15 protein-coding genes and 1 tRNA gene are annotated in these 13,187 nt (G+C 61.6%); 11 read left to right on the top strand and 5 right to left on the bottom strand.

Features of this window, described 5'->3' with window-relative positions; translation table 11 throughout:
• Positions 1-223: 223 nt before the first annotated feature.
• Entirely contained in the window at positions 224-592 is a 369-nt protein-coding gene (locus PMN64_RS12730; protein ID WP_245288665.1) for a VOC family protein, read from the top strand.
• Between the two features lie 75 nt (positions 593-667).
• A complete protein-coding gene (locus PMN64_RS12725; RefSeq protein WP_411780941.1) occupies positions 668-1,735 on the top strand; it encodes a lytic transglycosylase domain-containing protein in 1,068 nt (355 codons plus the stop codon).
• 44 nt (positions 1,736-1,779) lie between these two features.
• On the opposite strand, the gene PMN64_RS12720 is transcribed toward PMN64_RS12725, so the two are convergent.
• Entirely contained in the window at positions 1,780-2,184 is a 405-nt protein-coding gene (locus tag PMN64_RS12720) for a DUF1330 domain-containing protein (protein WP_411780940.1), read from the bottom strand.
• Between the two features lie 125 nt (positions 2,185-2,309).
• Here PMN64_RS12720 and PMN64_RS12715 point away from each other — a divergent pair, with 125 nt between their 5' ends.
• The 4 genes from PMN64_RS12715 (at position 2,310) to PMN64_RS12700 (ending at position 4,577) form a co-directional block, all read left to right on the top strand.
• Complete coding sequence (locus PMN64_RS12715; RefSeq protein ID WP_411780939.1) at positions 2,310-3,302, top strand: LysR family transcriptional regulator; 993 nt, start codon at positions 2,310-2,312, stop codon at positions 3,300-3,302.
• A gap of 281 nt (positions 3,303-3,583) precedes the next feature.
• On the top strand, positions 3,584-3,793 hold the full coding sequence (locus PMN64_RS12710; protein WP_028339489.1) for a cold-shock protein: 210 nt from the start codon (positions 3,584-3,586) through the stop codon (positions 3,791-3,793).
• Positions 3,794-3,897: 104 nt separating this feature from the next.
• Positions 3,898-4,146, top strand: coding sequence for a hypothetical protein (locus PMN64_RS12705; protein WP_411780938.1), 249 nt, complete (start codon positions 3,898-3,900; stop codon positions 4,144-4,146).
• 191 nt (positions 4,147-4,337) lie between these two features.
• Positions 4,338-4,577, top strand: coding sequence for a DUF6894 family protein (locus tag PMN64_RS12700; RefSeq protein ID WP_016844536.1), 240 nt, complete (start codon positions 4,338-4,340; stop codon positions 4,575-4,577).
• Between the two features lie 21 nt (positions 4,578-4,598).
• Here the strand turns inward: PMN64_RS12700 and PMN64_RS12695 are convergent, their stop codons facing one another.
• Positions 4,599-4,832 carry a DUF6894 family protein gene (locus PMN64_RS12695; protein ID WP_028339486.1) on the bottom strand — a complete coding sequence of 78 codons (234 nt, stop codon included), beginning with the start codon at positions 4,830-4,832 and terminating at the stop codon, positions 4,599-4,601.
• A gap of 489 nt (positions 4,833-5,321) precedes the next feature.
• Here PMN64_RS12695 and rpsU point away from each other — a divergent pair, with 489 nt between their 5' ends.
• Complete coding sequence (gene rpsU, locus PMN64_RS12690; protein ID WP_411780937.1) at positions 5,322-5,627, top strand: 30S ribosomal protein S21; 306 nt, start codon at positions 5,322-5,324, stop codon at positions 5,625-5,627.
• Here the strand turns inward: rpsU and PMN64_RS12685 are convergent.
• Positions 5,583-5,915, bottom strand: a complete 333-nt coding sequence (locus tag PMN64_RS12685; RefSeq protein ID WP_411780968.1) for a hypothetical protein — start codon at positions 5,913-5,915, stop codon at positions 5,583-5,585. The genes rpsU and PMN64_RS12685 overlap by 45 nt on opposite strands.
• A gap of 257 nt (positions 5,916-6,172) precedes the next feature.
• Positions 6,173-7,951, bottom strand: a complete 1,779-nt coding sequence (locus PMN64_RS12680; protein WP_028339485.1) for an acyl-CoA dehydrogenase — start codon at positions 7,949-7,951, stop codon at positions 6,173-6,175.
• Positions 7,952-8,170: 219 nt separating this feature from the next.
• On the opposite strand from PMN64_RS12680, the gene PMN64_RS12675 reads away from it, so the two are divergent.
• Positions 8,171-8,245: transfer RNA gene (locus PMN64_RS12675), tRNA-Gln, on the top strand.
• 193 nt (positions 8,246-8,438) lie between these two features.
• On the opposite strand, the gene PMN64_RS12670 is transcribed toward PMN64_RS12675, so the two are convergent.
• Positions 8,439-9,755, bottom strand: coding sequence for a hypothetical protein (locus tag PMN64_RS12670; protein ID WP_411780936.1), 1,317 nt, complete (start codon positions 9,753-9,755; stop codon positions 8,439-8,441).
• 253 nt (positions 9,756-10,008) lie between these two features.
• On the opposite strand from PMN64_RS12670, the gene PMN64_RS12665 reads away from it, so the two are divergent.
• The 3 genes from PMN64_RS12665 to PMN64_RS12655 all read left to right on the top strand — a co-directional run.
• Positions 10,009-10,203: a hypothetical protein gene (locus PMN64_RS12665; RefSeq protein WP_411780935.1), complete on the top strand. Its 195-nt coding sequence runs from the start codon at positions 10,009-10,011 to the stop codon at positions 10,201-10,203.
• A gap of 789 nt (positions 10,204-10,992) precedes the next feature.
• The gene (locus tag PMN64_RS12660; RefSeq protein WP_411780934.1) at positions 10,993-12,243 is read left to right on the top strand and encodes an IS110 family transposase; all 1,251 of its coding nucleotides are present in this window, start codon (positions 10,993-10,995) and stop codon (positions 12,241-12,243) included.
• Positions 12,244-12,780: 537 nt separating this feature from the next.
• Positions 12,781-13,187: ParB/Srx family N-terminal domain-containing protein (locus tag PMN64_RS12655; protein WP_411780933.1), on the top strand; the 407-nt coding region annotated here is incomplete at its 3' end.

The raw sequence follows: 13,187 nt of genomic DNA, 5'->3' as shown, positions 1-13,187 counted from the left end.
ATCGGTCCTCACTGGATTGACTGTTTCAGGCGGGCGCGGCGGCCAGCCGGCCGATCCGCCACAGTGATCGTGGTGCTTGCGTTGGTGACTTGATCCTCGCATAGCTAATCCATCGTGGTGCACTTCATCCCAGGGCGGCAGCAGATGCAACTGGCAAAGAACGTGATCGACGTCGGCCTTTCCTCCAACGATCTCGAGCCGATGCTGCGGTTCTGGCAACAGGATGCCGGACTTCGCGGTGCGCGACCTCGCCGCGCATTGCAGGTTCTACGGCGACATCCTCGGCTTCACCGAGCAATCATGGTCAGGCGGTCCGGCGTTTCGCCTCGGCGACAGCCTGATCCTGCTCAAGGAATATGCTGCCGCGACGGTCGATCCGGTTCGGCAGGCGCGCGGCTGGCGCTACATCACGCTGCAGGTCGCCGACATCGACGCCGTGCATGACAAGCTGCGCGCCAAGGGCGTGCGGGAAGGCCTTGCGCCGGTGACGCTCGGCGAGGTCGCACGGATCTCCATGATCCTCGCTCCCGATGGCAACTGGATCGAACTGTCGCGTCGCGCATCGATCGTTGGGAGCCTGTCCAACCGCTAGGCAGCAAATTTTCTGGCCGCCCGGTCGGCGCCGATGATATGATTCGGCGAATGCATCCAATTTGATGATCGCTTTATGCAGTCGATTTTCAGGCCGCGGCGGGTTCATCGATCGATTTTGCCAGCGTTTATCGGCTCGGCTTGCCTGCTGCTGTTTGTCCCCGTCGCAAGCGCCCAACCTCTCAGCAATCCAGCGACGCCCGCCGCGCAGCGCGCAGAGCCGGCGCAGACAGAAACATCGCAAACCGAAACGTCTCGTCCGGTTACCGACGCCGGAGTGCGCAACGCTGAGGCCGTTCCGTCGGCGTCCGACCATCAATCCTCATCCGCTCTGTCTCCGGCGGCCACACCGTCGCCTCCAAAGCTCGATGGCCCGCAGCAATACTGCAAGGCGTTGGAGGAGGCTGCATTAGAGAGCGGCTTGCCGCCGGATTTCTTCGTCCGGCTGATCTGGCAGGAAAGCAATTTCGATCCCAACTCGGTCAGTTCGGCCGGTGCCCAGGGGATCGCCCAGTTCATGCCCGGCACTGCGCGATGGCGCGGTCTGGCCGACCCATTCGAGCCATTGCCTGCCTTGCAGGAATCCGCGCGCTGGCTCCGCGAGCTGCGCGAGCAGTTTGGCAATCTCGGTCTTGCGGCGGCTGCCTATAATGGTGGTCCGCGGCGGGTTCAGGATTGGTTGGCGGGACGTGGAAACCTGCCCGGCGAAACACGCGCCTATGTCCGGATCATCACCGGCAAGTCTGCCGAGGAATGGGCGCAGGGTTCGCTCGAGGACCGAGTCCACACCGACGCGGCGATGGCCTGCGGCGACATCGTGCGCGGCATGCTCGTTCGGGCGCTTCCCGCGGGCCCAAGAGAGTCCGTGACAATCGCACAGCAAGCTGCGTGGGGACCCTGGGGACTTCAATTGGCCGGCGGCCCGTCGCAATCGAGGGTCCTCGCCGACTACCAGCAACTTCAGAAACGATTTGCATCCGTGCTCGGCGATCGCGCACCGCTCGTTCTGAGATCGCGCATGGCCGGGCCAGGCTCGGCCACCTGGTATCTGCTCCGGGTCGCCGAGACGACCCGTGAGCGGGCTAACCAGCTGTGCGCCCGATTAGAGGCAGTCGGCGGGCGCTGCCTGGTGTTTCGGAATTAGGTGGCGCACCTTGCAGGTCGCTGCGATCGACGGCGTGATGAGGGCTAATTGGCGACAGAGCCCTCGACTGCAAATGTGTGGTACCTGGCGTATTTCTCGCCGACGGCCCGAACCTGCACGTAGGCTGGATCGTGCCGCCAGGCCCAAAGCGCCTCCATGCTCGGATACATATAGAGGACGACGCGCTTGGGTGGATTTCCATCAACGGCAACGACCTGCGAACCGGTTGCCGCCGCGCCTGCAGCCGCAATCAGCTTGCCGCCATGTGCCTTGATGATCTCCTTCGCTTTCGGGAGATATTCCCTGGCATAACCATCGGGATCGGTGACCTCGATCTGGCCGATCAAATAGGCGGGCGGCCTCGCTTCGCCATGCAGTGCTTCGCTGCCAAGAGCGCCGATCGCGGTACAACCCAACATGACCAGAGCCATCTTGCCTCCAGAATTCATGGGAGCCTCCTCCGCTGCAGTGCCGGTGCCGCAAGCCGCAGCCTGACAGGACTTTCCACGAGGCTTCGAAATACGTCCAATACATATATTTTCTCAAGTCTTATGCTTGAATGGTATAAGCGAGCATGAACCTCCAACAGGCCCTCACGTTCCTGACGGTGGCCGAGCTCGGCACCGTTTCAAAGGCTGCATTGCGGTTGCGTGTCGCCCAACCCGCCCTGTCCAGGCAAATCATCGGTCTCGAACGGGAGCTCGGCTTGCAGCTCTTCGACCGCGTCGGGCGCCGGCTTCTGTTGACTGGCGAAGGCGAGCAGTTGATTGCGGGCTGCCGTCTGCTGCTCAACAGTGTCAGTTCACTGAAAGAGCAGGCTCAGCTGCTCCGTCAAGGAGATACCGGGGTCCTGAGGATCGCTGGCTCGCCGCAACACATCGAGAGCGTGCTGTCGGAATTTCTCCACCGCTACGCGGAGCGATATCCCAGGGTCGAGATCAGGATCAGGGAGGGGACGGGCAGCGAGATATTGGCGATGCTCGAACGCGGGGAAGTTCATCTCGGCCAAAATTTGCTGCACGCCGTCAGACTGAATGAACAGCACTTCGGCAGTCTTCCGCTTGGATCGGTACAGTTGCTGGCTGCTTGCCATCCGTCGATGCCACTTGGTCCCCGTCGCACGATCGAGATCGCTGACCTCGCCGAACTTCCGCTGCTGCTGCTGGACAGCGGGTTCGGATTTCGGCGTGCTTTCGATGCAGCAAGCCGTATGGCGGGGCTGAAACCGAAGATCACGTTCGAGAGTCGCAGTCCGCACACCTTGCTGGCACTGGCCGAGGCGGGGCACGGCGTCGCGATCGTTCCCTCCCAGCTTCAGTGCTGGCGCTACGGACTAAGGATTGTCGGTCTCACGCACAGGCGCCGTGTGTTGCAGGAGCCCCTGACCATCTCATGGGACAAGCGGCGTCCGTTGCCTCGTTTCGCGACTGACTACTGTGCAATGCTGGCAGCGCATATGCGGAAGACGTTTCCGATCACGCGCCCCACGGAGCCGGCTGTAGCAAGAGCAAGCGTTCAGTCCCGCGCAAGGCGAGTTCCACGCAAGGCGAAAAGTCCGGGCGGTTGAATGCTGCGATTTGCGCCGCGCCAACAAGTTCCCAGACGGCGCAAGCCCTTACGCGAAACATGGTTCGGTTTATCGGAACGACGGCCCGGTGCAACTCCGCTCACCCGATCGACGGCGCTTCCGAGCTTGCCCTAGCGGATTAAGTGTGTATGCTTGCAGCGTTCGATTTGCCGTTGTGCCTTGTTGAATGGTCAAAGCGGCCCTTTTCCAAAGAACATCGTCGGTTGAAGGATGATGCGGACCAAGCGCGAATTTACGTGCGTCCGCTTTGGAGAAGACAAATGCCTACAGGTACTGTGAAGTGGTTCAACGGCCAGAAGGGCTTCGGTTTCATTCAGCCCGATGATGGCACGAATGACGTGTTCGTTCACATCAGCGCTGTCGAGCGGGCCGGACTTGGCGGTCTCGCCGAGGGCCAGAAGTTGTCGTTCGAACTCAAGGTCGACAAGATGCGTGGCAAGACCAGCGCCGAAGATCTTCGGCTGGCTTGAAATCGACCTGTCATTCCACGGATGTACTGGGATGACAGCTGCGGCCCGCTCGATCCCCTGATGGGTTGAGCGGGTCTCGTGCTTTTCAAAGGGCTCATTCGCTCATGGCCAAGAAGCCGGAAGAACTTTCCGCCGAGCGCCTGGCCAAGGCCCAGCGCCAGCGGCTTGCCGCCGAGGCCGGTGCGCAGGCCATCGCCGAGGTCGAGCGCGATGCGATCGCCGTGCGCAAGAACATGGTGCGTCTGCGGGCTCTCCGTGAAGCGCGTGACGCCGAGGTGGCCGCGCAGGCCGGCCCTGCACCATCAGCGCCTGCGGCCAAGAGGACCAGACGGATCAAGCGCATCGTGCGCTGAGTTGCGCACTCCCCGCATTCTCGATCACGTCGCTGAAGCTGCCCTGTTTTTTGACCGCCACGCTGGGATCGCTATGGGAAGCAGCGTGGACTGGTCATGCCTCTCGGGGGCGACTCTCGCCGCCTGCATCGAACTTCGTCGCCACATTTCGCAAGGTCGGCAGGAACGATCGAGAGCCGGGCCATATTATCATGGCGATGAAGTACTATTTCGATCTCCGTGACGGTTGCGGCTTGGCCCTCGACGAGGAAGGTCTGGTGCTGTCCGATCTCGCGGCGGTTCAAGAAGAAGCCGCGCGTGCTTTGGCCGACATGGTTCGCGATTCCGTTCGCGGTCACAATTTCGATCAGATTGCGATCGAAGTCCGGGACGACGACGGGCCCGTGCTTGAAGTGCGGATTGCATGGCGCATTCGCCGCTCGAATTCCTGAGTTTGGTTGCGCGCCAACGCCCTAGCACCTCGTTATGCCCAGACTGAGACTGACCTGAAACAATGGCCCTTCGTCCGTGCGGACCTCGAACGCCAGCAGCCTTTGCTTGTCCAAAGACGGGTTGTCTTTGGCTATGCTAAGCAGTGACTGCATCGCTTCGTGCGCGGCAGTTTCCTCGTCGCGTAGCTCGATGCCCTGTCTGTCGGCATAAAGTTCCTCGCCGTTGCGGATATCGAAATAGAAGCGGGTTGCCATTTGCGGCTCCCTTTTGTGACGGGAGCTGCCCAGGCTCTCGAGTGCCGGCGCTCCAAGATCATGCGGCAGCGCCGCACTCTGCGCCTGTTGGAGCGAATTTGCTACTCGGCAACGATGCAGATTTGGGGAACCGCTTTTCGTGTTCGCCATCACCGTTCAGCCATGATCTCGGCGTTGCTTGCACCGTCGGACATAATTCTCACGATTTGCGATTGTGTCTTGCATAGCCGAGATAAGTGCATAGCTTTAGTAGATCGACTGGCCTTGAGCCTTGTAGATCGGTCCCGGTGGGACCCTTTTCCAAAGACATCGTCGGATGAAAGCGAGGACGCGTGCTTGTGGCACCGCGGCTGAAGCTTCCGCGACGTTGTTGGTCGGCTGCCGTTCCACGGATGTACTGGAATTGCAGTGCGGCCCGCTCTGTCGCTGAGAGAGCGGGCTCTCGTATTGTTCATTCAATGTGCGTTGTACCGCGAGAGAGGTGATCCGTTGCAAGTTCTTGTCAGGGACAACAACATCGACCAGGCGCTTCGAGTTCTAAAGAAGAGGTTGCAGCGCGAGGGCGTCTTCAGAGAGATGAAGCGCCGCAGATCGTTCGAAAAGCCATCGGAAAAAAGGGTTCGAGAGAAATCCGAGGCCGTGCGGCGAGCCCGCAAGCTTGCCCGCAAGCAAGCGATACGGGATGGATTGATCGCGGCTCCTCCGCGGAAGCCCAAGTTCCCGGCGTCCAAACCTTCGGCGCCAGGGCAATCACCACAATCGCCACAGCAAGCAGGCGGCACACGGGAGACCTAGCCCGTACCGATCCTGCTGGAAGGATCGTGCAAGATGACGCGGCGATCTTATCGAGGCAACGGATGCCTCCAGGAACGTATCGCCGATGAGATCTGTCGTCGGCGAGCCGTGGATCGGAATGTTCGATCGCGGCACGACGACCGACGGCGACGTGCGCAAAACCTGGCCGGCACGGCCATTAACGCAATGGCGGATCATGCCGCCAGCCAGTTCGATCAGGCCGCTCGCAAGCGTGACTTGCTCGACGGCCCCGAGGAGTTTCGCGCGTTTCGCGCGGACCGCTGACAAACGTATGATCCGGCGGTAGACGCAAAACTCGATGTCGTCCCGGGCAAGCGAAGCGCGACCCGGGACCCATTACCAGAAATGCCGATTGGTTTGCAAAGCTGGAGCCACAGCTCGTTTAAAACGGAAGGCTGTGGTTATGGGTCCCTGCTTTCGCAGGGAGTGATGAGGCACGTCGTGTGCATCAAACGAGCGAGGAGGACCCTTGGCGAGCACAGCGCTTTGGGCCCTCTCACCTCGCAATGACGGTGGAAAGTATCTTACCCCGCCAGCACCGCATCCGCGCCGGTCACCGCCTCGGCGCTTTCGGTCACGGTCTTTTCCAGCGACGGCGCCTGCACGGCGATGTTCTCGGCGAAGAAGCGCGCCAGCGCGACGTAGCGCTGCGGCTCGGCTTCGCCGTTCGCCTTGGCGGCCAGCGCCTCGCCGGCGAGCATGCAGCCGCCGAGCGTTGCGGCGAACAGCCGCAGATAGGGCGTTGCGCCGGCGAGTGCCTCGTTCGGCGCCGAGGCGAGGCGCTCGAGCAGCCATTTGCTGGTGCGCTCCAGCGCGGCGTGCGCGTCGCGCAGCTTGGCGCCCGTGGTGCCGAACGCCGGATCGTTGGAGGTCTCGACCTGCTTGATGACGGCAGCGAGCTCGTCGAGCAGCGCCCAGACCGAGGCGCCGCCATTGGCGCCGAGCTTGCGGGTGACGAGGTCGATCGACTGGATGCCGTTGGTCCCCTCGTAGATCGAGGTGATGCGGGCGTCGCGATAATGCTGCGCGGCGCCGGTCTCCTCGATGAAGCCCATGCCGCCATGGATCTGCACGCCGAGATAGGCGACCTCGTTGCCGATGTCGGTGGAGAAGGCCTTGGCGATCGGGGTCAGCAGCGCGCCGCGGGCCGATGCCTCGGCGCGCACCTTGGCGTCCTTGGCGCGCACCGAAACGTCGAGCGCGACCGCGGTGGCGTAGCAGATCGTGCGCGCCGCGGCCGTCATGCTGCGCATCTGCATCAGCATGCGCTTGACGTCGGGATGCACGATGATCGGATCCATCCCGTCGCCCTTGTGGCCGATAGCCTTGCCTTGCCGGCGCTCCTGCGCATAGGCCAGCGCCTGCTGATAGGCGCGGTCGGCAATGCCGACGCCTTCGAGGCCGACGCCGAGGCGGGCCTGATTCATCATCGTGAACATGCAGCGCATGCCCTGGTTTTCCTCGCCGATCAGATAACCGATCGCGCCACCCTTATCGCCCATCGTCATGGTGCAGGTCGGCGAGGCGTGCATGCCGAGCTTGTGCTCGACGCCGCTGGCATGGATGTCGTTGCGCTCGCCGAGCGAGCCGTCGGCATTGACCAGGAATTTCGGAACCAGGAACAGCGAGATTCCCTTGGTGCCCGAGGGGGCATCGGGCAATCGCGCAAGCACGAAATGCACGATGTTGTCGGTCATGTCGTGCTCGCCGTAGGTGATGAAGATCTTGGTGCCCTTGATGCGATAGGTGCCGGCATCAGCGCGTTCGGCGCGGGTGCGCAGCGCGCCGACGTCGGAGCCGGCATTGGGCTCGGTGAGCTGCATCGTGCCGGTCCACTCGCCGGTGACGAGCTTCTCGAGATAGATCTTCTTCAGCTCGGCGCTGCCATGGGCATCGAGCGCCTCGATCGCCGACAGCGTCAGCAACGGGCAGAGGCCGAAGGCGACGTTCGACGCGCTCCAGATCTCGGTGCATGCGGCGTTGACCGCGAGCGGCAGGCCCTGGCCGCCGAACGCTTCCGGCCCCGAGACCGCGTTCCATCCCGCTGCGGTCCAGCGCTGATAGGCGTCGGGCCAGCCCGGCGCGGTCGTCACCTTGCCGTTGTCGAGCTTGATGCCGTGCTCGTCGCCGACACGATTCAACGGCGCCAGCACATCGGAGGCGAACTTGCCGGCTTCTTCCAGCACCGCAGCGGTGATGTCGCCGTCGAAATCGCCGTAGTGGCCGGCCTCCACGGCGGCAGCGAGCCCCGCACCGTGATTGAGGGACAGCAGGATATCGTTGATCGGCGCACGGTAGGTCATGGCGTTACTCCCGACGAGGCGTTTGAAATTGTCATCCCATGAAACCGGCGGCCTCTCAACAGTCCGAACGGACATCGCACGGTCTGTTTCGGCCACCGCGGCGTCGTCTTATAAGAAGAGTACCGTCATCATCCTGCGGCTTTCGTGCCTTTTCGATCGCCGCCCTGTTGAAATGGCGGGACTCACCCTATAGACCGACGTGGCCTTCGATCGGCGCGTTGGGGCGTAGCCAAGCGGTAAGGCAGCGGATTTTGATTCCGCCATTCGGAGGTTCGATCCCTCCCGCCCCAGCCACTCTAACGCCTTGATTTTATTACTGTAATCGGTACGGCTTCGGTCGCCGCTTCGGGGCATTTGGAAACGGATTTGCCCCGTCATTTGGAAATCTGTGCCCATTTTGTTTCGCCGCGGGTGTTGAGACAAGGCGCTGTGAGCGGCGTTCAAATTTTTTGGCTATTAGATGAGAATCGAATGGGCGTGCGGCTTGCTATGACGCATTCCGTCGCATCACGCCGTCACCGTTCGTCGCGTTTTGGTCGCCGGCGCCGGGATCCGCTTGTTCGAGCTGCTTCTGCGCCAAAAGGTGCGCGTGACGTTTGCGTGTTGCTGCCAGCGCCCGCTGCATCGTTTCTTTGGCGTAGCCCCGATAGGCCTGCGCGGTCTTGTGTCCGGAGAGTGCTCGGCCCTGACCGTCGGTCAGTTCGGCTTCCTCGAGTTCGGTCATGCCGCCATGCCGGCAGGCATCAAGCGTGAACAGCTCCGATACGCCATCGATCTTCTTGCGCATCTGCTGCACAACTTTTTCCATGCCAGGATAGGACCACACCTTGGCATCGCCCTTGCGCTCGCCTCTTTCGATCTTGCGCATGATCATCGGAATTCCGAGCCTCGGCAGATGGCCCAGGATCTCTTCTGCTTCGGCGTAAAATTTCACTGCTTCGCCGTCGACGATCTCCTCAAGGGGGTGCCACACCAATGATTTGTTCTTGTGGTGCTCGATCCGCACTGCGTGCGGCCAGTTCTTGCTGCGATAGTCCGGCCAGCTCAAGAAGCCGGCGACCACGTTCTCGGGCCGCTGCAGCCACTCAAAGCAGATGACGGCGACAGCCGCCGGCTCCGGTCGTGCCTCCTTGATGCAGCCCCAGGCGAACTTATACACTTCCTCACGGCTGACGGCGTGCTTCTTGCTCTTCGTGCGGCTCTTGAGCGTAAAGTCGTCCCAGGGGTTCGGATGTTTCTTGTCGAATAGATCCGGGTGGAGGCGACGCATGATCCGCCAGACCTTGCGGCAGAGGGCCACAACCTTTTCGCCTTGCCGCAGTCTCAGCCCGTTTGGACCATGAATGATCCGGTCGTAGATCTTGTCAGCAGCTCGCGGCGTAACCTCTCTGATCTGTCGTTCACCGATACGGCGCCCGCTCTTGCCGACCGTATCACAGATCAATTGCATGATGCGTTCGTAGTCCGGACGTGAACGCGGCGAGACTTTCTCGGTGTACGCCTTCTCTGTCTTGTACTGCCGGAACAGCCAATCGATGCTGCCGTAGCGCGCGATCTTGCCTTGCTCGATCGGCTCGCCCTTGCGCCAGCCGTTCCATTCATCGAACAATGCGTTGAGTGTGGCGGCGCGTCCGCCCTTACTGTCATCGCCACACGCGGGTTCATAGCTCGTGCCCAATGGCTCATTCGCCATCTCGCAGCCGAGCTTGCGGTAGTGCGTCGGGATACGGAAGTAAAAGCCGATCGAGCCGCTAGCCAACCGGCGCACTTCTACGAACCGCGGAAGCGGGCGCTCCAAAATCACAAATCCTCGGCGAGGTCGCCTGGCACGAGATCCGGGGCTATGGCCCGGTCCAGATCGTCTCTCAACCACAGTTGGCGCCTTCCTTCCTTGACCCGTGGTTGAGGATACTCGATGCCGACTCGTTTGAGAAATGCTTCGACGGAAGTTTCTCCGCAGTATCCAGCTGCGAACGCCGCTGGCATACGACGAGGCCAGGAACCGATTGGAATGATGGCAGAGCGTCGCATCGCGCAAACCAGAACCCTGACGTTACATGAAGCAGATCATGAGCGGCGTCGGGAATGCCGACGGCTGCGTGCTCATAGAAGAGTCTATCGGTGCTTTTCCTATGGCCGAGCTGTTGATCGCCATCAAACATCGCGCGCGTGAATTGCTCAACTTCTGGCAAAGCAAGGTTGCTGCATCTTCCGCCCAAGTCGGGCCGCTTGCGTCACCCCGGTATGACTAGCCGCTGTTAGGTCAAACCGATCATATTCGTGTTATCTCACCGCTTGCTGCGACTTGTTTGCATGGCGTGTGCGGCTGTCGCCCCAGCGGGCTCTCGTCAACCGAGCCGCATCGCGTCTCGGCCATTCGGCTTCGATCCCTCGCGCGAGAAGAAGATATATAATGTGTCGCTCGCCGGAGGCACTCGCCCGCGGGCCCGCCGTCATTGCATGCCGGCGCCGCTGTCACTGTCCCGCGCTCGGGTGCCTTGTTAACCGGTCTTGCGACCGCAGTCGCCTCGGTGCCCGCGGTCATTGCATGCCCGCGTCGCTATCACTGCCCTGTCGGCGGCTACCTCTTTGATTTTGTCACTCTTGGCTTGATTTCCCTTCTTTCGGGTTACGCAAGGTTCTCATCGTCGAAGCTATGGGGTGCTGCCCCTCGCGCGCGCCAGGGTGAAGCGCCGGCTGGCGCCGACGCCGACCCGAGCGGTCTCCTCGGTCTTCCGCGCTGTTCTCGCTCTGACAACGTTGGACGAGATGGCACGCGCTTGTGCAGACCCGCTTCTTGCGAAGCGGCCCTTCAGGCGGGCGATCCCTGTTCCAATCACGATGCTCCTCACGGGGCTATCGTCGGCCTACGGGCTGATTCGTTGGGAGCCACCTGGCGATCCTGCGCCGTGAGCGCCTAGAGGGGACGAGTGCCCCAACGGATGAGCTGCGATTGACGCCCCGTGGGGAGTTGCGCCTTCGAGCGCCAGAACAGGGCCGGCGAGGATCGCAGCTGCCCGACCACGCAGAAAGGAAGGGGAATGATGGAAGACATAGCTGCATACGTCGGCGTCGATTGGGCATCGGCGACGCACTACGCCTACGCGTTGGATGCCCACGGAGCGAAGCTCGGCCATCGCTCATTCAAGCATAGCGGGGAAGGTTTGGCTGAACTGGCAGGCTGGATTCAGCAAACGACGGGTGTCGAACCAGGTCGTATCGCCATTGGCATTGAAGTCCCGCACGGACCCGTCGTCGAAAGCTTGATGGACGCTGGCTTTCTCGTTCATGCGTTGAATCCAAAGCAGCTCGATCGCTTTCGAGATCGCTTTACCATGGCGGGCGCCAAAGATGATCGGCTCGACGCATACGTGCTTGGAGATGCCCTGCGAACTGATCGGCGTTTCTATCGATCCCTGGAGCCGGTGCATCCGACGATCATTCAGCTGCGTGAGTGGTCCCGCATGACAGAGGACTTGTCTGCCGAGCGCAATCGCCTGGCGAACCGCTTTCGTCACCAGCTCTGGCGCTATTTTCCGCAAATGCTCGAGATCGCAGAAGATTGGTCGCAGCAGTGGATTCTGGATCTTTGGGATCTGGTCCCCACACCTGCGAGAGCGCGGACCGTGAGGGTGTCGACGATCGAGAGGCGCCTTAGGGAAAGCAGGGTGAAGAAGTGGACCGCCGATAGTTTGCTCAAGCTTCTCCGCGGCACCCCGATATCGGTGGCGTCAGGTGTCACGGAGGCCTGTGTCGCGCATTGCCAGCTGATTTTAGGCCGTCTGCGGCTGGTTATGCAGCAGATGAAGCAAGCGATGAGGGAACTGGAACGCTTGTGCTCGGCTGTCGCCGAGCTCCCATCGGCAGCCGACGTCGGTCCAAATACAAAGGCTGACCCTGAGGTCTTGCGCTCGATGCCTGGGATTGGGACGATTGTTCTCGCTGCGCTTTTATCCGAGGGGCACGACGCAATCGTTCGCCGAGATGCCCAGGTGCTTCGGGCATTATCGGGTGTCGTACCCGTTACGCGGCGCAGCGGGAAACAAATTGTTGTGGTCATGAGACAATCTTGTCCACACCGGCTAAGGACGGCGGTCCATCATTGGGCGCGTGTTGCGGTGTTGCATGATTTTCAGACGCGCAATCGATATGCCGCCTTACGAAAGCTCGGGCATTCCCATGCTCGCGCGCTTCGATCAATCGGCAGCCGGTTGATTGGTGTGGCTTGCGCCATGCTCAAGACTGGCGAATTGTTTGACAGAGATCGAATGCCGCATTCCGTGACAGCCTGATCCTGTCGTCGGCGAGGCGCGAAGCTTCCAAATTGCGTAGCGTCGCGACGACGACAGGCCCGGACATAACCGATCGTTCTTCACTCGGCGAGCGACGAGGCTGACGAGCATTGTCGCCGTGCCGGCGTCATTTTGCGCGTCGCTCCGCTCCCTCGGCGAAGGCTTAGGGCTCTGCCCTCGGCGCGCTTCGGAGTGCCTTCCGCCCAGCTTCGGTCGCTTTTCACTTACGCGGTCGGCGACAGATATCCACGCTCCCTGCAGCCGGTTCCCCGCGAAGGCACTCGCTCCGCTTGCACACCCGCTGCTCGCCGCGAGGCAGGGCCTCGAGCGCGATGTTGCGCTCGTAACCCTGCCCAAAAGGTGAGGACGGGAAGCCGCAAATGTTTGGTCGACCTTGCGAGCAAAAGCTCTTGCAAAAGGTGGGGAGTCCCCACCGCCCGGGTCGCCCTGGCACTTGCTACCCCCGGTCTCGCCGACGGGCAGGGGCGCAGGCGCGGAGTGCGCCTTGCACCCATGAAGCCAAAAAGGAGATCGGTCATGTCGGCCAAATCAGTTGGAATACCTGATGGAACAGAGGTTAGCATTCCGCTCAGCAAGCTCAAGAAGTCGCCGAAGAATGCGCGCAGGGTGCCGCACAGCGAGGCGGCGATCGAGGCGTTGGCGGCGAGCATCGCCGTTAAAGGCATCCTGCAGAATCTGGTCGTCGAGCCGGAGGTCGATGGCGAGGGGGCGGCGACGGGGTTCTTCTGTGTGACCATAGGCGAGGGCAGGCGGCTGGCTCAGTTGCTGCGGGTCAAGCGCAAGGAGATCAAGAAAAACGAACCGATCCGCTGCGTCATCGATACCGCCAACGACCCCCACGAGATCAGCCTGGACGAGAACGTCACTCGGGAGAAGATGCATCCGGCCGACGAGTTCGAAGCGTTTCGGAAGCTTGCGGACGA

Source organism: Bradyrhizobium sp. UFLA01-814 (genome assembly GCF_046718885.1).
Classification (GTDB): domain Bacteria; phylum Pseudomonadota; class Alphaproteobacteria; order Rhizobiales; family Xanthobacteraceae; genus Bradyrhizobium; species Bradyrhizobium elkanii.
Note: the sequence above shows the minus strand (reverse complement) of the source record. Positions and strands in the feature narration are given on the sequence as shown.